Below are 24,078 nucleotides of genomic sequence, written 5' to 3' on the forward strand. Positions count from 1 at the left end.
TTATTTAGGTATACAAATTATTAAATACTATATTAATTAGGATACCTAATTATATTTCCGGCCAGATGCTTTGTCAATTCTTGAATCCGCTATCAATTATTACGGAATGAAGAACGCTGCCTAACCGGCCAGAAACACAAAAACCCCGCCAGAAGGCGGGGTTTTTGGGGTGGCTTGCCATGGGGCTTGTCCACCTTGCACCGGATCTTAGTAACCTATTCCATGCTCCATTGTCGTAAAAGATCCACCAGCTGATCCGGAATTTTCTGCAGGTACTCTCGGGCCGATCAGAATAAAACTAAATAATGCCAGAGCGCTGAATGCCGTTAACAGGGTTTTCTTCATTTTTCCTCAGCTCCTTTAGGGTTTCCCCATATTTCTTCTGTTGCTGCTCGGTTGCAAAATGCCTGTACGTCTCAAAAAGCGTCACACAATCAATGATGTTGCCCGCACCATTCAGCCGAATGGCCAATTGCAGAGACTGCAGAATAGTCTCTACTCCTTGATTATACTGCCCCCGGTCCAGAAGGTACATTGAAATCTGGTAGCGCAGGCGGTATAGCCGGTCAATATTGATAGGGTCCATGAATTGCTCAAAGCGGACCATTTCGCGGGAGAACTGCGCTAACACCTTATCGACAGAGAAACCATAGCGGTTGGCGGACTCAACAATAACTACCAGCCCTGGCAGGATTTCACCGGGATTGTTGGCCAAGAAGGCGGAATATGCCGGAAGCGCTGCTTTGTTGCCCATCAGCATCTCAAGCGTAAAACCGTTGGCTACCGCAAAAAGACTGAAGTCTTGTACAACCTCCCTTCCCTCTTCATCCAAAATCTCAAACCAGTTCAGATCGGCATATCCAGCAGTGTATTTCTTCGCTTCCTCATATCTTTCTAACTTGGTAAGCGCAGTTGCCTTGAGTAAATAGCCTTGTGCATAATATAGAACCAACGGCCGGGACAGGTCTAATTCTTCATTCCTTCGGTTATTCTTCCTGCGCAGCTCCTGCCGGTAGATGGCGTTAGCCAAAGCCCTAAGCTCATCTGCGTATTTGCCCATATCCCTCCACTTCTGCAGGGTGAAGCAGACATTAGCCAGCTTAAGCAGGCCATCCAGCTGCATGTTCTCCGGAAGACGGCCGCGGTAGGGCTCAAAGGTGATGACGGCCCGCAGCTGCTCTTCCTTGTCCACCAACGATTCCAGTGACTTAAAGATACGGTATTGGCAAATCGCCATGCGTTCAGAATAGCTGTCCATTTCGTTGTCTACAATAATTTTATAAAATACCAGCGATTCCTGAATCTTTCCGTTTGCAAAAAGCTTCTCCGCCACAGAATACAAGATCCCCAGCGGCTTCGGGTACTCCATGATCCGGTTCAGGACATCTTCTATGCAATGCTGCTTGCCGATTTCGGCACAGCGGATCAAAAATGGTTCAATCCTCCGGCGGGAGATCCGCTCCTCGCTGAAGCATTCATCCACATACAGCGGATACAGCCATCCTTCCGGAAACCCGAAGGCTCTGGTGACTGCATCCAGTTGTCCCAAAGACATCGGTTTAGGCGGATTCCCGTGGAGAATCGCACTGAGACTGCCGCGGTTCAGACCGGAAACCTTGGCAAACGAAGCGAGATTATGGCCCGAGCGGGACAGATGCTTCTCAATTTCTGAGCGTATGGTTGTCAACTTTGCCTCCACCCGGCACCTCCTCCGTTAATTTCAAGATTAACCTTCTATTAATTGACATTATAGGTGATGACTATAGAAAGTACAACAAAATGACCCCACAAAGTGGGGCCTTTATTTGTAACAAGTTTATGTCCGAGGATAAGCTACTGCTGCAGCGCAGCATTATTGCGAATTCTCTGGCTCTTGGTTTTCTTTCCGTAAGCGGCCGCAGACTTCTTGCGGCTGCGCAGACTTTCCATCATTTTGTTCTGGGCGAGCACGATATAACCGTCCAGCCGCTGACTGAGCTCCAGGACTGCATGGTCGCTGAGACTGCGCTCCTGTGCAACCTCCAACAGTTCACATCTAAGACTCTCTATAGTTACGTACAGCTCATCTTCTCTATACTCTTTTCCAAGTTCAGCGGATGAATTCTGGTACAGGCTCACGGTTACTCACCTTCTCTCCTGATCAACTTCTCCCCTATCATAAGTCATGATGCCAAAAAACATATTTTGAAAAAAAAGAAAAAAATGTCGATCATCATCCAAACCCATTTTCACAATTCAGGCTGTCCGGCTTCGCCGGACGGGAGGTAACGCTCGCCCAGCACCCCCATGGCAAAATGAATCCACTCACGTGCGGCAAAAGACAAATAGCGGTCTCTGCGCCAGATCATGCCCAGCTGCCAGGGGATTACAGGCTCAGTCAGCGAAACCACGGATATCCGCGTGCGGTCAATGTCCCGGCAGATGGTCTCCGGAAGCAGGGCAATCCCCATTCCCGCCTCCACCATCCGGCTGATTAAATCCCACTGCGAGCTCTCATATACGACCTTCGGCTGAAATCCCGTCTTGACACACTCCGTAATAATCCGGTCATGCAATGCAAAATCCTCCCGGAACAACACGAACTCCTCTTCAGCCAGCTCCCTCAGCGGTACGGAGGCCCGGCCCGCCAGACGGTGGCCTGCCGGCACCAGAAGCTCAAGCTTCTCTTCCACAAAGGTGAAGCAATGGAATATGGCTGTATTCACCGGCAGGACGATGGCCCCGATATCGAGCAGTCCGGTTTCCACATCATCCTCCACCTTTTTAGCCCCGTCTTCGTGCAGACGGATGGTCACATCCGGGTAGCGGCGGTGAAATTCGCCGATGACTGCCGGGAAGAAGCTTGCCCCCACCATGGGCGGCAGCCCGATGCGGATATGCCCCTGCTTCAGATTGCGCAGACTGTCCAGCTCTGAAGACAGGCTCACGAATGATTCCACAATATTCTGTGCTTTGGTCAGCAGAATCTCTCCGGCATCTGTCAGCCGGATGCTTTTTCCTTCACGGTAAAAGAGGTCAGCCCCCAGCTCAACCTCCAAATTGCGGATCATTTTGCTGATGGTGGGCTGGGAGATGTACAGGGATTCCGCCGCTCTGGAAAAGCTGTTCAGCCTGGCCACCTGGACGAAATATTGCAGCTGCCGGATATCCATTTTTTCCGCCTCCATGTATAGATGAATGGAATGTCACATATTCGATCTATTCATTTTACCTATGAAAGAAAAGGATGTAAACTTTCAGTAATAAGAAAAACGGCGCGCCGTCCTCTGCGAGAAGGCGGCTTCCGTTTTTTCAAAAATAGAAGGTCAACGGAAGTGTTCTTCTATTTCATGAAAGGAACGAAGCCTTATGAAAAAGTTAGGTCTAGGCTTGCTGCAGGTAGCTGGACTCACCGTGTTCTCAATGCTCGTTAATGTATTGACCCCATTCCTTCATATTCCCATTCCCGGAAGCATCATCGGCATGATCCTTTTGTTCCTGCTGCTGGAATCCGGAATCATCCGTCTGAACTGGGTTGAAGCCGGAGCTTCCTGGCTGCTCGCCGAACTGCTGCTGTTCTTTATCCCTTCAGCTATAGGTGTTATGAAATATTCCAAGCTGCTCGAATCAGACGGCCTTCAAGTGCTGGCAGTTGTGATTGTCGGTACCTTCGCTGTAATGGCCAGCTCAGGGCTGCTTACGGGAGCTATATCAAAAGCAAAGGAGCGTAGAGAATCATGATGACTGGACTGTTGCTGCTTGTACTGACTGTCGCTGTGTATCTGCTGGCCAAGCGAATCTATGCTTCCAGCAGCAAGATGTATGCTTCACCGCTTATCATTACACCGCTGCTGATTATCATTTTTCTGCTCTTAACGGGAATTCCTTATGAATCCTACAATGCGGGAGGCAAATGGCTTACGGATCTGCTGCAGCCGGCAACCATTGCCTTTGCAATCCCTCTTCATAAAAACTTCAAGGTACTGAAAAAACATGCTGCCGAAATTGCGGCAGGCGTACTGTCAGGGACGGTTATGGCTGTGCTCTCCTCGATGCTGCTGGCCAAATGGCTGCATCTGAGCGGCGATCTGGCAACCAGCCTGGTACCTCGTTCGGTCACCACACCGATCGCCATGAGCATCTCGCAAAGCATTGGGGGCGTTCCGAGCATTACGGCAGTATTCGTAATTTTAACCGGAGTGCTTGGTACGCTGATGGGTCCTTCTGTGCTGCGTCTCTTCCGCATTGACAACGAAATTGCGCGCGGTGTATCGCTGGGAACCGCCGCGCACGGTACGGGCACCTCCAAAGCCTTCGAGCTGAGTTCGCTGACCGGCACCATCTCCAGTATCGCGATGATTCTGACGGCCCTGCTCTCGATTGGGCTTGCGCCGGCACTCCTCGCGGTTTTCCTCCACTAGGCCGTCCCGGCTTGGGCCAGAGACCTGACCGCTCAGCAGAGCGGTCAGGTCTCTTTTTTTGCCTATGAACCTGCTGATTCGTTATCCCTATAGTTTTACCGGCAACCCGCTTTTGGCGGACTCATAGGCAGCACAGGTTACCTTCAGCGTCTTATAGCCGTCTTCGTAGTCGCTGAGAATGCGCGAACGGTCACCGGTCCGCACTGCATGCAGGAAAGCCTCGCTCTCGGCTGCATAAGGATTGCCGGAACTGACGTATTCCTTGCTGTCGCCGCTGCGCACCTCCATCAGCCGGTCCGGATTCCAATCCAGCAGCCCTTTGTCATTATAGAAGCTAAGACCCACTTGTCCAACCTCTCCCGGCAGTACACAAGTATTCGAGATATTCGCCACAATGCCATTGTCCAGCTTGAGCGAGACCGTGCCCACGTCGGCTACCGTTACGCCTTCATGCTGCTCATGCACAATCCGGTTGCCGAACATGCCGTAGACCTCCGTCACCTCACCGCCCAGATAACGCAGCAGATCGACGATATGGGTGGTCTGCTCGGTAAATTGTCCGCCGGACTGCTCCTGGTCGCGCCACCAGGCAACGCCCGGCATGCTGCCCATCCACTGTCCCACGATCATGCCTACCTTGTCTCCGCTGAGTAATTTCTTCAGCCGTGCGATATTCTCCTGATACCGGAAGTGGTAGCCAACTGAGGTCAGCAGCCCATGCTCCTTGATATCCTGCAGCAGGCTTGCCGGGATCTCCGTGCTTGAACCCAGCGGCTTCTCCACGAAAAAGGGGATCTCCCTGCGGATCAGCGCCCGCTCAATTGCCCCATGCGACTGCGGAGGCACACAAATATATACGGCATCCAGCTTGCGGGCATCCAGCATCTCTGTAATGTCCCCATACCCTTCAGCGCCGTAGGGACTAGCCATGTCTTCACCCTTTTGCTTGCTGCTGCCGCAGACCGCCTGGAGCTTCACATCCTCCATTCCCGCCAGCAAATCGGCATGCACCTTGGAGAACCAGCCGGTTCCTACAATTCCTATATTGAGTGTCATCCTCTTACCTCCTGGAGTTCTCGAATGTATACCTTTTCAAAGATTATACCCGCTTAGGTCCGGATAAGGTAGTCCCGCCATTCCTCAGGGAGCAGGCCCGCATAAGGCTGCTGTAAAAAACGGTCATCGGCCAGCACAATGATTCCTCTGTCACTCTCACTGCGGATCAGCCTTCCGCCCGCCTGCTGCACTTTGCACATACCCGGATAGACATAGGCATAATCAAAGCCGTTCTTCCCTTGGGACCCAAAATATCCGCGCAGCAGATTGCGTTCCAGTCCGACCTGCGGCAGACCGACACCAACAATCATCACACCATTCAAGCGGTCCCCGGGCAAATCAACCCCCTCCGAAAAAATCCCGCCAAGCACCGCGAAGCCAAGCAGCGTCTGCGGATTGTCCGGACGGAAGGAAGCGAGGAACTCCTCCCGTGCCTGCTCACCCATTCCGCTGCCCTGCACCAGGGTTGTGATCTCCGGATACTTGTCTGTGAACACCTCGAAGACATTCTGCAAATAAGCGTAGGAAGGGAAAAACACAAGATAATTCCCCTTCCTTGCAACCATACCGCGCAGTGCGTCGCTCAAGGGGATCAGGGAATCGGCACGGTCACGATAACGGGTGGATACCGGAAGCACGGACACCTCCCACTGCTCTTTGTGGAACGGAGAAGCTACACGCAGGCTGTAATCCTCTTCTGCTGCCCCAATCATGTCCCGGTAATAGGACATCGGCGAGAGAGTCGCCGAGAAGAGAATCTGGCTGCGGAAGCCTTTGGCCATCTGCTGCAGCAGATGCGAGGGGTCCAGATTGAACAGCTTCAGGAACACATCGCCGCGCCGCACCTCTGCGTAGGTGACATACCGTTCATCATAGGTTTTGATGGTGCGCAGCATGCCCTGGACCGCATAATAGGTATCCAGCAGGCCATCTTCCCCATCCCCGGCCGGAGTAATGAGAGCGGAGGACGGACTTGACAGCTCCAGTTCCGCTTCGGCGGCAAAAGCCTCCAGCAGCTGCGGCAATTCCTCTGGATATTCAGCCCAATGTCCTTCGCCGTCCTCATTACAGCTTTTGCGCAGCGCGATGAAAAAAGCATTCACCGCTTTGGCGGCGGCGCCAAGCTTGCGGTTAACTGTCTTATACTGCCGCTGCAGGTTCAGGAACGGCGCCTTGGTCAGCGAGGCAGAGAATATTTCCCTGCCCCGGTCCACCAGGTTATGGGCCTCATCCACCAGCAGCACCGTCTTCTTCTTGCGTTCCTCCGGCAGCCGTTTCAGACTGATCCGGGGGTCATAGATATAGTTGTAATCACAAATGACCATGTCGCAGGCATAGGCGGCGTCCAGCGAGAATTCAAATGGACACACCTCATGCCGCCGGGCATAGGCGTCGATAATCTCCTGCGTCATCAGTGTTTCATGCTCCAGCATGTCCAGCAGCGCCGCGTTCACCCGGTCATAATAACCATCGGCATAAGGGCAGCTCTCCTTGCCGCAGAGCCCTTCCTCACGGAAGCAGGCTTTCTCCTTAGCCGTCAGCGTGATGGCATGGAGATGAAGGCTGCCTGCAAGCAGCAGCAGCACCGCCTCCTGCGCCGCAAACCGGGTAACTGTCTTGGCGGTCAAATAGAAGATCCCCGCGACCACCCCTTCGCCCAGTGCTTTTACCGCCGGGAACAGGGTCGACATTGTTTTGCCGATGCCTGTAGGAGCCTGGGCGAACAGATTAACACCTTCAGCCGTTGTCTTGTACACGGCGGCGGCAAAATGCCGCTGGCCCTGCCGGTAATCCCGGAATGGAAAATCCAGACTCCGGATACTCTCTTCCCTCCGGGCCTTATGATGTACCTTCAGCTTCGCAAAGGGCGCATATCGGGCCACCGTTTCGGAGGCAAAGGCCTCAAGCTCCTCCCGCCCGGCTGTCCTGTACAGGCTGCGCTGCTCATCACTGCCTCTCAGCACATACGTCAGCTTAACTTCAATAGAAGGAAGCTCCTGATCCATTACGATCATATAGGCATACATAAGCGCTTGCGCCCAATGGACCTCTTTCCCTTCCATCGTGGAATCCAGGGGTCCGGCTATGGACTTGATTTCCTCTACGATCAGCCTGCCGTCCTCTCCGGCCAGCAAACCGTCACAGCGTCCGTCGATGATGAAGAGAAGTCCCTCATACGGAATTTCTGCCTTGAGGTAGACCTCCTTGCGGTCCCCTTCTTTATATTGCTTCTGGATATGCTGATGAATACGCGTGCCTTCCGCCATCGCCGCCCCGCTCCGGAACCCCGGCTCCAGACTGCCGCTGCTGAAGGCATACTCCACCAGCGTTCTTACCGAAAGAAATATTTCTGCATGGTCCATGTTCCGTCCTCCTTCCCGTTGCCCGCGCCTTTTTTTGCCTGAAGAGGCCATTTCCGTCCTTTTTCCCCGGTTTAGCCCCATTAAGAGTTGATATTCCCTGCTTCACAAGGCAGTCTTTCAAATTGCGCTTTACCGGGTGGGAATACGGCATTTCTGACTTTTGACAATCGTCACCCAGCGCTGCATAATAAGGACTATTGATAATGGTATTCTTGTGTCTTGCGCTGCTTCCTGCTAGCCGGGAATTGGTTTTTATTATGCAGAAAGAAGGCGAAGCTGTGTCATCCTTAAACGTAAAACGATGGCTGATCAAACCATTCGTATATTTCTCCATTCTTTTTATCCTGAAGAGTTTCCTCGCCTGGGGCGTAATTTTTGGAGATCTCCTCTCCTGGAAAACACTATTAACGGAGATTCCTTTTGTCTGGGCCTTGTTCGCCCTTATCGAACGGTTCGCTTCCAAACGGAAGCTTGGCTATTATATGACGGTCAATCTGCTCGTCACCGCAATCTTTTTTGCCGCCATTATGTACTTTAAATATTATGGGGTTATCGTCACTTACCATGCGGCAGAGCAGGTGAATCAGGTTACCGCAGTACGCAACAGCGTATTCTCCCTGATGGACCCGTATTATCTGCTGATTTTTGCCGACATTATCGTCCTTGGCATCTACTTCTTTTTCAATAAGAAGGGCCGGGCCTACAAGAAGGATAACATTAATCACCGCGGCGGAAAACTCTCGCACAGTCTTCTGTTCGCAGTCTCACTGGCCCTTTGCCTGTTCAATATCCTGCCCAATAAGGCAAGCATGAACGAGATCAAGAAGGCGCAGGAGATGGGCATCCTGAATTATGAGGCGTACACGATTTTTGCCAAAGACAAACCTGAGCTTGTGAATGCCAGCGAAATCACGCAGGATGCCATCAACAAGCTTAAGGGAATCGATCCTGCTGCGGTCTCGCCGCTTCAGGGAGCAGCCAAAGGCAAGAATCTGATCATTATTCAATTGGAATCATTCCAAAGCTTCCTGCTTGGACTTAAGGTAGACGGCCACGAAATTACGCCCAATCTGAACCGTTTGATGGAGAACAGTCTCTATCTCCCTAATTTTTATCAAATGGTTGGTCAGGGCAACACATCCGATGCCGAGTTCGTGGTCAACTCCTCCTTCTACATTCCGCCGCAGGGAGCGGCTACCATGGCATATGTCGACAAGGAGCTGCCCAGCCTGCCGCGTCTTTTGAAGGACAACGGCTACCAGACAGCTACCTTCCATACCAATGATGTGGAGTTCTGGAACCGCGGGGAGCTATACAGCTCTCTCGGCTGGGATCATTATTACGACCATAAGTTCTTCGGGGACGAGGATGCCTTTTTCTTCGGGCCTTCCGACGAGGCGCTCTACCGCAAGACTTCAGATAAGCTGAAGGAAATGGAAGCGGACGGCAAACCATTCTACGCCCAGGTCATTTCGATGTCCGCCCATCATCCGTTCACTATTCCTGAGGAAAAATACAAGATGAAGCTGCCGGAACGGTATGAGGGAACTTTTGTCGGTGATTATATCCGGTCGCAAAATTATGCCGACTTTGCCTTTGGCCAGTTCGTGGATGAGCTTAAGGCAAACGGGGTATGGGACAACAGTCTGATCATGGTCTATGGAGACCATATGGGACTGCCGATCTATTCCCTGGATCATGACGACAAGGAATTGATGAAGGAAATCTACGGTCATGAATATGAATATGCCGATATGCTTAATATCCCGCTGATCATTCATGCGGAAGGCAAGATCGGGACGCAAACCCTTGATCATGTCGGCGGTGAAGTGGATATTATGCCAACGGCGGCCAGCCTGCTGGGCGTTTCCATGGACAACAACATTCACTTCGGCCAGGACCTGACAAGCCAGTCGTACAACCTGCTGCCACAGCGTTATTATCTGCCTACCGGGTCCTTTATTGCCAGCTCCGGTCTGCTGATCCCCGGCAACAGCTTCGAGGATAACACACAGTTCACTCTGGCATCGGGAGGCAAGGCTCCTGCTGGAACTGAGGATGAGTACAACCGCGCGCTGCGTTTGCGCCAGCTCTCAGACAGCTACGTAACGCAGCTCCCGGATAAAGTGAAAGATGCAGAATAACTAACCCCCATAGCAGACAAATAAAGCCGCGCTTCCGGATACCGGAGCGCGGCTTTGTGCGAGTACATATATTAATCGTTAACGTTCCTGCTGGTCCAGCATCTGATAATAGTCAGCGAAATTTTGCAGCTCTTCCGGCTGCAGGATGGCCAAATATTCACTAAGCAGAAGCAGGAAGCGGTTTTTTCCTTCTTCAAGCAGCTTCTCCCCCTTGTCGGTAAGGGTTACAATGACGGCTCTGCGGTCGTGTTCATCCTGCTCGCGCGCGCTTAGCCCCAGCAGCTCCAGTCGGTCCAGCATCACCGTTACCGCACTGGATTTGACCTCCATTTTGTCCGCAAGCTGGATCACCCGCGCATTCTGCTCCTGGGCAATCATACGAAGCAGGCCGAATTGCGGCACGGTAAGTCCGATTTCCCGGTGCAGGGACATTTGCGAGGCAATTTTGCGCTGTACCTTCCACATGGATAACCCTAAACGTTCTACCAGCGGATCGATTTGTTGCGACATTTCTTTCAGCTCCAGTCCGTTTGTCCTGATTCAAGCGTAACATTATCACGGGCCTTGATTCAATGCTTTTATCTGGATACATTTTTACATAATACGTCATGTTCCGACACAAAAATATTATATTTGCGCTGGCATTGATGCGCTATAATCGTAGCAGTGATACAACGGTATTACTGAAAACATTAGAAGCAGGGTTGGTGGTACTAAAAAATGAAATTAGCAACAAAATTAACTTGGATGATCCTTATTGTGTTGCTCCTTGTAGGGTCCTCCATCGGATTCTTTGGTTACCGTGCCGCCTATCATCAGGTAGATGAGGCTGCGGGAATTGAGCTGGTGGGCTGCGCCAATATTACAACCGGCCTGATTGATCCGGCCGACATCACAGCACTTGTCAACGGGGATAGCAGCAAAGTGTCTGCGATTGAAGAACGGATCGGCTGGATTGTGGCACACAAACCCATTTTCAAGGAAGCATTCATCCTGTCACTGGACGGTAAAATACTCGCTGCCGACACCAGCTTGAAAAAAAGAGGCTATAAAGCCGGTGATGACTTCTATTTTACAGAAGAAGATAAAGCCATGATTACTACCATGAAGCATTCCGCATACTCCAAAGTTTATACATATCAAGGAACCTCGCTCAAAACCGGGTATGGCCCCATTTATCAGGATCATGATCCCACCAAACCTATTATCGCCCTGATGGCTATCAATTTTGACGGGCCCTTAATTCAAGAACGGACGCTGGATATTATTGTTCAGCCTTTCATCATCGGCGGCTCCATTCTGATCATAGCCATACTCGCCGCCTACCTGATGATCCGCCGTATGGTAAGTCCGCTCACCAAGCTGTCCGCCTCGGTGAACACTATTGCGAGAGGCGACCTTACCCATGAACCGCTGCTCTTCAACAGTAAAGATGAAATCGGGACACTGGCCCGCGACTTCAATGACATGGCCCTGAGTCTGCGCGACATTATCACCCAGGTGAATGACACCTCCATGCTGGTCGCCTCTTCCTCCCAAGAGCTGTCTGCAAGCGCCCAGGAGACGAACCGTGCCGGAGAGCATAGCGCGAATGTTACCATTGAGCTGGCTGAAGGTGCGGGTACCCAGTTGAAGGACCTGGAAGGAAGCTATCAGGCTGTGCAGGACATGTCCCGCTTCATTACCGAGATTGCCGGGAATGCCGACAGCGCGAAGGATACCGCTGCAAATAACGCCCAAAAAGCCCGCCTCGGCCGGCAATCGCTGGACTCTACGACCTCCCAGATCGGGATTGTGAGCGAAAGCATCCATGACCTTTCGGACATTATCGCTACGCTGGGCAGCCACTCCAAAGAGATTGAGAACATCGTAGGTACGATTTCCAGCATCGCTGAAGAAACCAATCTGCTGGCCTTGAATGCAGCGATAGAAGCTGCACGTGCCGGAGAAGAAGGCCGGGGCTTCGCCGTCGTTGCCGGCTCTGTCCGTAAACTTGCCGAGCGTTCAGCCGCATCGGCCGGCCAGATTGGCGAGCTGGTCAGCCTGATCATCAGCCAGATGGACAACGCCGGTGAAACCATGAAACGTTCAACGGAAGAGATGGAGCAGGGCAAGGAGCTGATCCTGTCCGCCGGACGCTCCTTCTCCGAGATCGAAACCTCCGTCTCCGACATGTCTTCACAGAGCCAGCAGATCTCCGAGACCGTCCGTGAACTGGGCCTGATTGCAGGCGGACTTGTGGAGTCGATTCAGAAAATCGTCACGGTGTCCAATTATACGGCAGAAGGTGCCATGACCCTCTCCGCCACTTCCCAGGAGCAGCTGGCCGCGATGGAAGAAGTAGAATCCTCAGCCGGGTTCCTTTCATCTCTGGCAGAGAAGCTGCAGGTTCTGGTCGAGAGGTTCAAGGTGTAGGGGGCACGGATCACGGTGGAAATCCGCAGACAAAGGCGGACGCGTTCGCTCCTCCAGTTCCAAACTTTCCCTCCGTCACTGTCCCCTTTTTTTCCGTTTTCAGTTCAATCTATATAGGTTTTAATGTATAAGCAAATAGCGCAGAGCCTCCGAAGAGGTTCTGCGCTATTTGCTGCCTGAGGCAGGTTATATTGAGGCAGGTTATACCCTATCTAGTTCATCACGCCGTATTCTCTATGAACCACTGCCCCAGCTCACTGACAGGCATGGGCCTCCCGTAATAAAAGCCCTGCATTACCCGGCAGCCCAGGGACTGCAGCAGTTCAATCTGCTCAGGTGTTTCTACACCTTCGGCGACAACCTCCATGTTGAGGTTGCTGGCGATGGCAATTATATTGCTGATGATGGCCTTCTTGGAATGCATCTTGCTCTTGCGGATGAATACCTGGTCAATCTTCAGCGTGTTCACCGGAATTTCATCCAGGTTCCCGAGGGAGGAGAAGCCGGTGCCGAAGTCATCCAGCGATACCCTGACTCCGAGATTCCGCAGCTTGGAGAGCTGCGCTACCGTCTCTTCCATATTGTTCATGGCGATGGACTCCGTGATCTCCAGCTCCAGGAAATGCGGCTCCAGACCGGAGCGGACCAGCGCCTCTTCGACCACATCATAGAGGCTGCCACCTTCAAACATCCGGGCCGACATGTTAATGGAGACGGCCACGTTGGCTACGCAGGCTTTGTGCCAGAGCTTATTCTGGCCGCATACATCATGCAGCATCCAATACGTAATGGGTACAATAAGCCCGGTCTCCTCGGCGATGGGAATGAATTCGGCAGGCGAAATAATGCCATGTTCCGGATGCCTCCAGCGCAGCAGCGCCTCCAGCCCGACGGTTACGTTCATGAGCGAATCCCATTTCGGCTGGTAAACGACCATGAATTCTGAACGGGCCAGCGCCTTGCGCAGATCCTTCTCCAGCGACATCCGCCGGAGCTGGTGACGGTTCATTTCCTGATCGAACACACTGAATTTATTTTTGCCGGAGTCTTTGGAGGTATACAGCGCGGTGTCCGCCGCCTTCATCAGCGCAGAGCGGTCTGTCCCGTGCAGCGGGGTCATACTGATGCCGACACTCGCTGTAACATACAGTTCATTGCCCTCAATGCTGTAGGCCTTCTTCAATTCCCGCAGAATATGCTGTGCTTCCTCCCGGGCATCTTCCATGGTGCAGACCGGCAGGGCAATCAGAAATTCATCCCCGCCCAGCCGGAAAACTTTGCCCTTGGCACTGATCACACCCCGCAATCTCCCCGCAACTTCCTGGAGCAGCATGTCCCCGATATCATGTCCCAGGGTATCATTAATCGACTTGAACCGGTCCAGATCGACAAAAAACACCGCACCCGAGTGCCCGCCAAAAAATTCACCTTTGAAGTAACGTTCCAGCCCGTGCCGGTTCGGCAGCTCTGTCAGGGGATCATGATAAGCCATACGCTCCAGCACATGCCGGTCCAGAAATACCGCGCCGCAAGATACCGCGAGCATAAACAGAGTGACAAGAGAAACCCCCGTCAGCAGAACTACATCGCTCTCTATTAGAAGAGGTCTCGTGCCAGTCCAGTTGTCAACCTCCAAAATGCTGGCCCGCAGGCTGATATAGTGCATTCCGGTAACTGCAAGCCCAATGAACACTGCAGAGTACAGCTTCCAGCGGCTGAAACCGGCATAATCCTTGAATTTGTGAAAAAGAAATACGGCGGCATATGAAACCACACAAGCGACGACAACGGACAGCCCCTGGGTCAGCGTCTCATAATGAATCTCCGCCTGCAGCTTCATGGAGTACATGCCCATATAATGCATCATGGAAATCCCGCTGCCAAGAATCATGCCGCTGAGCAGCAGACGTCCTGTTCTCAGGGGGGACATTGTAGCGACCCATAACGATAGATAACACGCACACATGCTGATCAGCAGTGAGCAACCGGCTATTCCCGGATGATAGCTTACCTTAAAAGGCAGATAGCTCGCCATGACCCCCACGAAGTGCATAGCCCATATTCCGCTGCCCAGCACACAGGCGCTGGACAACAGCCATAAGCGTCTTACCCTTCCAGCAGAATGGAAAACCTGTAAAATCAAATTAAGCGCTGAATAAGCTGCGGTGGCAGCAAGCGCAAAAGACAGTAAAACAATCCATAGGTTATAGTGGATTCCCATTTGATCCATAGTTGACCTCTTCACCAGTATAATTATCATCGTAGCCGCAGTACATTTGCTAAGTCAAAATCAATATACGAATATCAGATAAATGGAAGAGTGCATAAAGATTATAGGCCATCCCTGAAAGTAAACTTTAGCTGTATTCTAACCTGTATTTAGTACACTGTCTAAGTAAATACTGGAACTCAGACCCTTTTTTTAGTGTCGGCAAAAAATGTCCACATTTGCGTGTCAGCCTCATGCGCCGGGGGTTGGAATTTGCCCGGGCCGTGAACCTTCATGCGAAAAGGCCGCACGCCAAGCCCAGACATTCGCCGCTGCCAAAATTACCAAATAGATGTAAATGCCGGACGGGAGCAGGGAAACTATATAATGCAGACCCGCCAGTCCCATCAGGATAAAGAGCAGCACAAACCCGCTCACCGAGAAATCCCTCTGCTTCGCCGCTTCATACTTCTCCGAAAAAGGCAGGGCCCGCGGCAGCACCCGGAAACAGATGACCGCATACAGCGGCAAGGCAAGCATTACTGCAGCCAGACCGGGAAGAATATGCGCCCCGAACAGCCACAGGAATACGGCTGATTCCAGAACAAACAGCGGGAGCATCAGCCGCAGCAGCGCAGCCTTGAGCATCCCCCGGTACACCGGAGCCGTTTCAGGCAACGGGATCGTTTTATAAATCCAGGCTCCCTTATAGCTGGAAGAATAGCGGAGCATTTGCACTACAGTCAGCAGCAGCAGCGCGCAAAGATAGATAAACAGATACGCTTTGGACTCCGTGTTCATTGATGGATCGCTGGTCCACGCCCGGTTGAATATAAAGATGAACGGCAGCACCAGGGATAAGCCCACGGTCGGGTAAACCTTTAGTTTGAAATCACGTTCTTTTCTCATCATGGACCAGGTAAACCGGAAGAACATCGCCTCTGACTTATTCCGGCAAAACAGCTCAGACAACAGACCGGAGTAGCGGCTCTTATCCTTGCCGGCAGCCCCCTGCTCCGCCAGCTTCTGCAGGCTCCGCTCGAACAGCGGCATCAGCTTGATATAAGCAAGCAGCAGCACCAGCGGGACAATGACAGACAGCAGAGCCAGCACGTTCAAATCCACGCCGCGCGCCCCTCCCGCCAGCACCTCAAACGGAGCGGCAAACCATACAGGCGCAATGACATATTGCCACCAGGCAGGCTGGAAGGAGCCTGTCAAATCGGCCATATCGAAAAGGCGCGGAACCAGCTGATAGCCTGCAGCAATCCCGACAGACAAAATAATCTGGACATAGTTGATGATATCCTTAAGCTTTTCCCCGTCGAAGACCCTTAGAATCAGCAAATAGAGCAGGGCGGTAATCACCAGAATAAAACAATCCATCAGCAGAATCTCTACCGCATAGACAAGGAAGAACAGCACTCCCTGCTTGAACAAGGCAACCAGCAGCGAAGGACCTGTAAAGGTCAACGTTAGCGTAACCAGGTAGATCAGGACATGGAGGCTTTTGGCCATATTGAGAGTCCGGCGGTCTACCGGCTTGGAGAACAGAATGTTCTTGTCCCGCAGATCCAGCATGACTGACGAGAAGTCGGAAATCAGGGTAGTAGTGATCATGAACATGACGACCGCAAACAGTACACTCATATTCAGCATGAAGTTGCTCCCGGGTACAACGAAGAGGATCAGCATCAGTCCAAGCAATAGATAGATCCACTGTACCCGCAGCGGCGATCCCTCGGTTCCCCGGCTGCCCTTCTGTGTTCCAAGCACTGTCGGTGTCCGCCTTCCATCCATCGTAAGCTTCACCTGCAGAATGCTGCGCAGCATCTTATAATCCACCCCGGCCCTCCGGAATCCGCCCTGCAGCCGGTCCAGCAGCTTCAATACCCAAAAATCATTCATGCGGAGCACCTTCTCCAAGTACAGCGACAAACTCGCCGGCGATATCCCGGTACTTGTCAAACCCGGTCAGCTGATTGAAGATGTCCTCCAGCGAACCTTCCCTGTTCTGTTCCTGAAGCTGTGCGAAGGTTCCGTCCGCCACGATATCTCCGCCATTGATCAGGATGATCCGGCTGCTGATCTTCTCCACGACATCCATGATATGCGAGGAATAAAAGATCGTTTTGCCCTGTGCCGCAAGCGAAGCGAAAATCTCCTTCACCACCATAACACTGTTGGCATCCAGGCCGCTGAGCGGCTCATCGAGGAACAGAATGTCGGGATCATGCAGCATGCTTGAGATCAGCAGCACCTTCTGCTTCATCCCCTTGGAGTAGGAAGCGATGCGCATATCGTAGGCTTTTTTCAAATTCAGCAGGTCCATCAGCCGTTCGGCCTTGGCATCGGCTTCGGTCCGCTTCATACCATACAGCTCGCCAATGAATGTCAGGTACTCCCGGGCGGTCAGGCTGTCATAGAGCTCTGCAATCTCGGGCACATAGCCGATTCTCCGTTTGTAGGCGGCATCGCCGTCAGCGATATCCCTGCCAAAAATCCGTACCGTACCCGTGTAGCCTTCCACCAGCCCCAGCATAATTTTTACCGTAGTGCTCTTGCCTGCCCCATTCGGGCCAATGTAGCCGATAATCTGTCCCCTGTATACTTCGAGGTCGATGCCCCGCAGCACCATCCGGTCGCTGTAATTCATCCATAGTCCTGATATTGAAATGACCGGTTCTTCTGTAAGTCCCATAACCCGCTCCCCTCTCAGAAATCTGCTAGGCAATCCCAAATTTATGTAATTCCAAATTCAACTCCTATTCTACCAAATTATAGATCAACAACCTATTAGAAATGCCCATGCCCGGTTGTACACAAATGCGGTTCAATGGATTCGTGAACAATTTACGGCTAAATTTTGTAACATATTCCTATATTGACAATCATAAAAATACTCTGTACATTATTCTCATTATTCACACTAAAAAAGTAGGATTAAGGAGGTTTTACAAAGCCAATGAACAATATTGATAACAACCTGTTGTCTGCTATTGAGACGAACTGGCAAGGTTTCGTGATTTCCATTTTTGTGTTTGGCATTCTATTTCTATTGGCGCGTAAACGGATCGGATTTGGTACCCGTGTTCTTCTGGGTCTCGGCATCGGTCTGATAGCCGGCATTTTCTTTCAATTTTTTGATTTGGAGACTGAGGCCATTAAGACGTTCGGCAGCATTTATGTCAGTTTGATCCGGATGCTCGTGATTCCCCTGGTATTCATCCTGGTCCTGAACAGTATTTCATCTTTAACCAATCTGGAGTATTTACGCAAAATAGGTATAAAAACCTTCGCCTGGTTCCTGGGGACAACCGGTGTCGCTTCGATTATCGGCTTGTCGGTAGCCCTGCTGTTCAATCCCGGGAAGGGCATTCAGCAAGCGGTGCCGGAAGGGTTCGAGGCCCGGGAAATCCCTACGTTCTCACAGGTCATACTGGATCTGGTGCCGTCTAATCCCGTCAATGAGGCCGCAACCGGTAAGGTCGTTCCCCTTCTGATCTTTGCTATCTTCCTGGCTGTAGCGATCATCAAGGTCGGCTCCAAAAAACCGGAGGCCGTCAAGCCAGTGCGCGATCTCATTGAATCATTGACCACTGTCCTGCATCAGGTAGTCAAGTTTGTCATCCGCCTGACTCCATATGGAGTCTTTGCGCTGATCGCGGGAATTACAGCACGGTATGGCTGGGAGACCCTGCAGGAGTTGGGCAGCGTAATCATCACCTCCTATGTTGCGCTTATCATTCATTTTGTCCTCATATTTGGAGGGCTGGTGCTGCTCGTTGCCAAAGTCAATCCCTTGCGCTTTTTCCGCAAGATATATCCGACCCTCACCGTGGCCTTCACCACCAGAAGCAGCTATGCAACGCTGCCGGTTAACCTGGAGGTCATCACGAAGCGGCTGCATGTCTCCCCGCGCATTGCCAGCTTTGTCGCGCCTCTGGGGGCTTCTGTCAACTTTAATGGCTGCGGCGGAATCTGGCCTGCGATCGTGGCTGTTTTTACAGCCCAGGTGTTCGGCATCCACTTGACCGGAACCGACTATGTGACCCTTGTATTGGTGAGCATCATTTCTTCCATAGGTGTGGCGGGTGTACCCGGTCCGGCAGTTATTTCCACAACAGTGGTATTGACCGCACTGGGACTGCCTCTTGAAGGCATTGCCATTGTGGCGGGGGTAGAAGCTCTCATTGATATGGGGCGTACTGCTGTAAATGCGACAGGAACAACAGTTACCGCACTTCTGGTGGCCAACTCGGAAGGCGAATTTGACCGCGAGGCCTTCAACCGGGGGGATGATGATGAAGAAATCCTGCTGAATGCTGTATAGAGGGAACGCCGGCCCCCTTATGTTCCAATTAAGCAGCAACAGCATTTCCTGATGGCGTCAAGTAAGTTATGTACCCAAATTTGGAGCCTGGCAGGCAACAAAAATGCGGTATGCGTGTACACAAGCAGAAACGGCTACGCCGTCCTTTTACAGGACGGTATCGTTTCAGCGAGAAATATAAGGATAATTTATTACGTGAAGCATATAAATTCTTATATTTCAAGCAGAAAACGGCTGCGTCATCCATCACTGGACAACGCAGCCGTTCTGCATTTGAGTTCCGCGGTGCCTGGAGGATGCTCCATGAACCCTGCTGCAGCTTCAAGTGGAAAAAGGATCACTAATTTGCTCTAACACCATGCTGTCCGGAAGTGAAGTGGAAAAAGGATCACTAATCCAGCTCATTTCGCTCCTGACGAGGTAAAATAGCCCAATTAAGTTCCCTTTTTCCACTTAAATCTCACGATTGTTGATTTTGAAGGGAAATAGGTTCCCTTTTTCCACCTAATCTCTTATTCCCGACTCCTTGTCATCCCTGCTTCAGGCTGATTCGCTGCCGTGTCCGTGCGGATGCCAGGCAGGTCTCAATCAGCGCCATGTTCAGCACCGGGTCCTCCGCAGCAATTACAGGGGCTGCGCCGAAGACAGCGGCGGCGAAATTATCCGCCTGGCAGACATACGGATTGGCTCCCGTTGCCCGGGCACGTCTGACTTCCCCGCCGGAATATACAAAAAATTCGGCATCATCGAATCTGGCGTTAAACGGCATCGGAAGCTCGATCCGCCCTTCCGTCCCGAGCACTTCCAGCAGCTGCCGGTTGTAGGCCCACATGCCGCAGTCGAAGATCAGGCTGACGCCGCCGGGGAACTCAACCAGCCCGGAGGCCATCATATCCACATTGTCATGCTCCGGGGAAAAGATCGCCTGTACGGTTGCCGCTTCCGGCTCCGCGCCGAACAACAGCCGCGCCGCACTGAGCGGGTAACAGCCGACATCGTACAGGGAGCCTCCGCCCCAAGCCGATTTGAAGCGGATATTAGAGGTATCTCCGGCATCGTTATATGTAAAAGTCCCCCGGATGGACCGCAGATCGCCGATCTCGCCGCTGGCGATAATCTCCTGCACCTCGGCAATCCGCGGGTGATGCCGGTACATATAAGCTTCGGCCAGATGCACGCCCGCCCTCCGGCAGGCTTCCACCATCTCTGCCGCCTCCCGGCTGTTCAGGGCAATCGGCTTTTCGCACAGCACATGCTTGCCTGCTTCTGCCGCGCGGATGACCCATTCCCGGTGCAGATGGTTCGGAAGCGGAATATATACCGCATCAACTTCCGGATCAGCCAGCAGCTCTTCATAGCTGCCGTAGGCCTGCGCCACGCCGAATTCCTCCGCGACAGCGCTGCTCTTGTCCAGCCCCCGGCTCGCCACCGCCTGAATGATTCCCGTCTCCGATTCTTGGATGGCCGGCATAACCGAGCCGGTTGCGATTTGCGCACAGCCCATAATTCCCCAACGCAGCTTTTGTGTCATCGGTGTACACCTTCCCTTGTCATAGATTTCCTGGCTGTCTCTATTGAAACAATATCACAGAATCCGGCATATCTCTATGAATGGAAGCTGCAATCACAGCAGAACCTTCAGCAGGATAGCCGCACCCAGCACCGCAATCCGGGCCACGCTCATCAGCATGAAATTTTTGACGGACAGAATGAAGGTGGTCGCCTTCTCCTGCTTCTCCTCAAAGCTGGCGATATTGCGGCGGAGCGGAATCAGTATCAACAGCAGCAGCGCCGCCAGTACAGGGTTCACTCCCAGCAGCAGCAGCACGGCAAGATCCGCAAAAGAGATATAATACAGCAGCCTGAACAGCAGCAAAGCATTCTTCCGTCCAATATACACGGGCAGTGTATACCGCCGGTTGTCCATGTCATCCTCGATGTCACAGATATTGTTGGCCAGCATAATTCCGGCAATTCCAAGAATCGCCGGCACGGAAAACCAGAAGAGATACAGCACCTCAGAGATATGGATATGCAGGCTGGCCCAGCCTTCTGAGAAGAGCAGCGTCACCACCGTCTGGTCCGAGTGAATATACGCTGAGATAAAAATGATGACAAACCCCATAAACAGCCCGGAAAACAGCTCGCCGAGCGGCATCCGTGAAATCGGTATCGGACCGAACGAGTACAGAATGCCGATCAGGAAGGACAAGCCGCCCAGCAGAAACACCAGCAGTCCCGTCTCGGCAACAAGCGCAATCCCGCCGCCCACGGCAAGCGCGAGCAGAACAGCAATAACAGCCACCACCGTACTCTCCTTCAGCTTGTAGTGAACAATGGCATTATGCGTTTCATAGCCGTAGCCGTGGGTTTTGGCCGCTTTTTTATAATCATAATAGTTGTTGATCGCCGTTGTCGCCATGTCAAAGCTCAGCAGGGACACGAACATCAAGGCAAAACGCAGAACATAGAAGTCCTCGAACCGGTACAGGGCATACAATGTCCCCAGCAGAAAAGGCAGCATGCTCGCCACCTTTGTCGGCAGCTCGACAAATTGCAAAAAGCTTTTTACATTCACGGGCATACATCCTTATCTGTCAAATAAAGCGTGCTTACGCGCCGGCAGTGGCGATGGTGATCGGGGATTGAATTATTATACATCAAATTTCGACACATTGTGGAGAAAAGCCCTGCAAAATATTCCCTATTCATGGTACACTCTATAGTATGGTACTTATTTCCTATTCATATGAAATTTATAAAAGGGGAGCATCATGAAGCTGCGCAAAAAAATTATCATCTTCACCTGTGTTGTTGCCCTGGTTACCTTGGGGATCAACTACCTGCTTCTGCATCTCATCATGCTGAACCGTTTTGAGAAGCTGGATGAAGCCGCGCTGAAACACAGTCTGGACGATGCGCTCACTTCCTATCAGGAAGAACTGCTGGATATGAGGACCGGAATGCTGAACTATTCGCTCCGGGACGAAACCTACCGGTTCGTAGCGGCAAGCCGCTCAGCAGATCGTCCCCCTGCTGCAGATGACGGGTTTATCCGCAGCATCTTTAATAGAGCAACCTTTGAAGTCAATCATCTGGATATGATGGCTCTGCTGGACAAATCGGGGCAGCCTCTATATGGCGGGACATATGATACTGCCCGCAGGAGCATGTCCCCGCTGACACCGGAGCTGCATACTCTGTTCAGGCTGATGAACAGCAGGCTGCCTGCCTTTTCAAGTGCAAATGACAGCCAAACCGGGATCGTGCTTCTCGATCAGGGTCCGATGCTGATTACGCTTACGCCTGTTGCCGGCAGCAGCACAGACAAACCGGTGATCGGCACCGCCGTTGCCGGAAGAATGCTTCAGCAGGAGGAAGTCACCCATGTCCGGGAGGACGGCCCCGCCAGTATCCAAATCACCAGAGCCACCTCAGAACTGCTGGCACAGAGCGGCGGGAAGGATCGCTGGATGAGTCCGGTCTCCGACAGCATGATGTCGGTTCACACCGTTGTGAACGATCTGTTTGGCAACCCCGGCGTCGTTTTCACTGTGAAGCAGTCCCGGCAGATCTATGAGAGCGGGCAGGAATCGGTCTACAGCTTCCGGTTAGTCTTCTTTACTGTCACCATACTGAGCTGCATAGGGAGCATGCTCTTTGTGAACCGCTCCATCCTGGGAAGAATGTCTTCCTTAATCAAAAATATCCGGGCTATCGGCAGCAGCAAGGATTTATCCATTCGCATCATCAGTACCGGAAGGGATGAGTTCAGTGATGTGGAGCATGAATTCAACCGGATGATCGATTCCCTGGAGCAGGCCCAGGAGGAGCTTCAGCAGCAGTCCATGCTAGACCCGCTGACTCATCTGCCTAACCGCTCGCTCTTCTTCGCAAAGCTCAACGCAGCGATTGGCGCAGCCAAGGGCAGCAACCGGCAGATTGCCCTTGTCTTCATCGATCTGGATCACTTCAAGACCGTCAATGATACGCTGGGCCATGATTTCGGCGATGCCATGCTCCAAGAAATTGCCTTCCGGCTCACGCAGGCCGTCGGGACACATGATGTAGTGTCGCGCCTTGGCGGCGATGAATTCACCATTCTGCTCTCCGACATCCCCGATTCCGCCGCTATTTCGGCCCAGCTGTCAAACATTCAGGACGCTCTCTCCATGCCGCATCAAATCCAGGGGCATCTCTTCTATTGCACGGCCAGCATTGGCATCAGCATTTATCCCCAGAATGGGGATGACGCCGACTATCTGGTCAAACAAGCCGATCTGGCGATGCTCCATGTCAAAGGGACGGGACGAAACAATATCTTTCAATATTCCGAGGACCTGGAAGAGAGCATCCGGCGCAAAAAGGTGTTGTCGCAGCAGCTGCTCTCTGCGGCAGCCAATGCTGAGTTTGAAGTGCATTACCAGCCAATTCTCAATGCTGAGCGGCTGCAGGTGCATAAGGTGGAAGCGCTTTTGCGCTGGACAAGCCCTATCTACGGGCCTGTATCTCCGGCAGAGTTCATTCCGCTCGCGGAGACCAGCGGCTCCATTGTAAGTATCGGGGGGTGGGTGCTGCGGCAAGTCTGCGCGGATATGCGGAGGTTTCGGGAGAGCGGATTATTTCTTACCGCTGCGGTCAATATTTCAGCACTGCAGCTGATGCAGCCTGGCCTGCTGGAGCTGCTGCTCAAGCTGCTGCACGAATTTGAACTGCCGCCCTCCAGCCTGGAGCTTGAGATTACGGAGAGCGTGCTGGTCAACGGCGACAGCATATTGGAGTCGCTGCAGCAGCTTAGAGCACACGGATTCCGCATTTCACTGGACGACTTCGGCACCGGATTTTCTTCTTTGAGCTATCTGCGGCGGTTCCCTGTCGATGTAATCAAAATCGACCGCTCCTTCGTCTCTGAAATGACCCCTCACCCGCAGGGTGATGTGCTGGTCAAAGCCATTATCGAGCTCAGCCACAATCTCGGGCTGAGTGTAGTGTCCGAGGGAATCGAGCTGCAGGAGCAGTTCGATATGCTGCGCAGCCTGGGCAGCGACGAACTGCAGGGATTCTACATCAGCAAACCGGTTAGAGCCGGCGAAATCCGCTCCTTTTTATCCCGGAAAAAATCGTTTTTGGGCGAAAAATGAACCGTTCCTTTATAGGC

General features: G+C 52.3%; 17 protein-coding genes. 6 read left to right on the forward strand and 11 right to left on the reverse strand.

Annotated elements, in window-relative coordinates; translation table 11 throughout:
* Positions 1-298: 298 nt before the first annotated feature.
* The 3 genes from PRIO_RS31525 to cidR all read right to left on the reverse strand — a co-directional run bounded on the left by PRIO_RS31525 (position 299) and on the right by cidR (position 3,152).
* Complete coding sequence (locus tag PRIO_RS31525) at positions 299-1,699, reverse strand: hypothetical protein (protein WP_020425695.1); 1,401 nt, start codon at positions 1,697-1,699, stop codon at positions 299-301.
* A 134-nt stretch (positions 1,700-1,833) separates the two neighbouring features.
* Positions 1,834-2,118 carry an aspartyl-phosphate phosphatase Spo0E family protein gene (locus tag PRIO_RS31530; RefSeq protein WP_020425694.1) on the reverse strand — a complete coding sequence of 95 codons (285 nt, stop codon included), beginning with the start codon at positions 2,116-2,118 and terminating at the stop codon, positions 1,834-1,836.
* Positions 2,119-2,228: 110 nt separating this feature from the next.
* Positions 2,229-3,152 carry a cidABC operon transcriptional activator CidR gene (gene cidR / locus PRIO_RS31535; RefSeq protein WP_020425693.1) on the reverse strand — a complete coding sequence of 308 codons (924 nt, stop codon included), beginning with the start codon at positions 3,150-3,152 and terminating at the stop codon, positions 2,229-2,231.
* A gap of 196 nt (positions 3,153-3,348) precedes the next feature.
* Between cidR and PRIO_RS31540 the strand changes: the two genes are divergently transcribed.
* Together PRIO_RS31540 and PRIO_RS31545 are read left to right on the forward strand one after the other, a co-directional pair.
* Positions 3,349-3,720, forward strand: coding sequence for a CidA/LrgA family protein (locus PRIO_RS31540; protein WP_020425692.1), 372 nt, complete (start codon positions 3,349-3,351; stop codon positions 3,718-3,720).
* Positions 3,720-4,400 (forward strand): CidB/LrgB family autolysis modulator, encoded by a 681-nt coding sequence (locus tag PRIO_RS31545; RefSeq protein WP_039785086.1) that lies wholly within the window; start codon positions 3,720-3,722, stop codon positions 4,398-4,400. Before PRIO_RS31540 ends, PRIO_RS31545 begins: the two co-directional genes overlap by 1 nt.
* Positions 4,401-4,487: 87 nt before the next feature.
* On the opposite strand, the gene PRIO_RS31550 is transcribed toward PRIO_RS31545, so the two are convergent.
* Complete coding sequence (locus PRIO_RS31550) at positions 4,488-5,456, reverse strand: Gfo/Idh/MocA family protein (RefSeq protein WP_020425690.1); 969 nt, start codon at positions 5,454-5,456, stop codon at positions 4,488-4,490.
* A gap of 53 nt (positions 5,457-5,509) precedes the next feature.
* On the reverse strand, positions 5,510-7,819 hold the full coding sequence (locus PRIO_RS31555; RefSeq protein WP_020425689.1) for a helicase C-terminal domain-containing protein: 2,310 nt from the start codon (positions 7,817-7,819) through the stop codon (positions 5,510-5,512).
* Between the two features lie 257 nt (positions 7,820-8,076).
* Between PRIO_RS31555 and PRIO_RS31560 the strand changes: the two genes are divergently transcribed.
* The gene (locus tag PRIO_RS31560) at positions 8,077-9,963 is read left to right on the forward strand and encodes an LTA synthase family protein (protein ID WP_046507726.1); all 1,887 of its coding nucleotides are present in this window, start codon (positions 8,077-8,079) and stop codon (positions 9,961-9,963) included.
* A gap of 78 nt (positions 9,964-10,041) precedes the next feature.
* Here the strand turns inward: PRIO_RS31560 and PRIO_RS31565 are convergent, their stop codons facing one another.
* A complete protein-coding gene (locus tag PRIO_RS31565; protein WP_020425687.1) occupies positions 10,042-10,473 on the reverse strand; it encodes a MarR family winged helix-turn-helix transcriptional regulator in 432 nt (143 codons plus the stop codon).
* A gap of 210 nt (positions 10,474-10,683) precedes the next feature.
* On the opposite strand from PRIO_RS31565, the gene PRIO_RS31570 reads away from it, so the two are divergent.
* Positions 10,684-12,378, forward strand: a complete 1,695-nt coding sequence (locus PRIO_RS31570) for a methyl-accepting chemotaxis protein (protein WP_020425686.1) — start codon at positions 10,684-10,686, stop codon at positions 12,376-12,378.
* Between the two features lie 220 nt (positions 12,379-12,598).
* Here PRIO_RS31570 and PRIO_RS31575 read toward each other — a convergent pair whose 3' ends face one another.
* From PRIO_RS31575 to PRIO_RS31585, 3 genes are all read right to left on the reverse strand, one after another.
* Positions 12,599-14,608 carry a bifunctional diguanylate cyclase/phosphodiesterase gene (locus tag PRIO_RS31575; protein ID WP_020427719.1) on the reverse strand — a complete coding sequence of 670 codons (2,010 nt, stop codon included), beginning with the start codon at positions 14,606-14,608 and terminating at the stop codon, positions 12,599-12,601.
* Between the two features lie 231 nt (positions 14,609-14,839).
* Positions 14,840-16,495, reverse strand: coding sequence for a hypothetical protein (locus PRIO_RS31580; RefSeq protein ID WP_020427720.1), 1,656 nt, complete (start codon positions 16,493-16,495; stop codon positions 14,840-14,842).
* Positions 16,488-17,288 (reverse strand): ABC transporter ATP-binding protein, encoded by an 801-nt coding sequence (locus PRIO_RS31585; protein WP_020427721.1) that lies wholly within the window; start codon positions 17,286-17,288, stop codon positions 16,488-16,490. The genes PRIO_RS31580 and PRIO_RS31585 overlap by 8 nt, the downstream gene beginning before the upstream one ends.
* 264 nt (positions 17,289-17,552) lie before the next feature.
* On the opposite strand from PRIO_RS31585, the gene PRIO_RS31590 reads away from it, so the two are divergent.
* Positions 17,553-18,920, forward strand: coding sequence for a dicarboxylate/amino acid:cation symporter (locus PRIO_RS31590; protein ID WP_020427722.1), 1,368 nt, complete (start codon positions 17,553-17,555; stop codon positions 18,918-18,920).
* 529 nt (positions 18,921-19,449) lie between these two features.
* Here PRIO_RS31590 and PRIO_RS31595 read toward each other — a convergent pair.
* Positions 19,450-20,451, reverse strand: a complete 1,002-nt coding sequence (locus PRIO_RS31595; protein WP_020427723.1) for a Gfo/Idh/MocA family protein — start codon at positions 20,449-20,451, stop codon at positions 19,450-19,452.
* A gap of 93 nt (positions 20,452-20,544) precedes the next feature.
* A complete protein-coding gene (locus PRIO_RS31600; RefSeq protein WP_020427724.1) occupies positions 20,545-21,498 on the reverse strand; it encodes a 1,4-dihydroxy-2-naphthoate polyprenyltransferase in 954 nt (317 codons plus the stop codon).
* A 196-nt stretch (positions 21,499-21,694) separates the two neighbouring features.
* Between PRIO_RS31600 and PRIO_RS34260 the strand changes: the two genes are divergently transcribed.
* Positions 21,695-24,061, forward strand: coding sequence for an EAL domain-containing protein (locus PRIO_RS34260; RefSeq protein WP_020427725.1), 2,367 nt, complete (start codon positions 21,695-21,697; stop codon positions 24,059-24,061).
* Positions 24,062-24,078: the final 17 nt, after the last annotated feature.

This window comes from Paenibacillus riograndensis SBR5, from assembly GCF_000981585.1.
Classification (GTDB): Bacteria; Bacillota; Bacilli; order Paenibacillales; family Paenibacillaceae; genus Paenibacillus_AQ; species Paenibacillus_AQ riograndensis.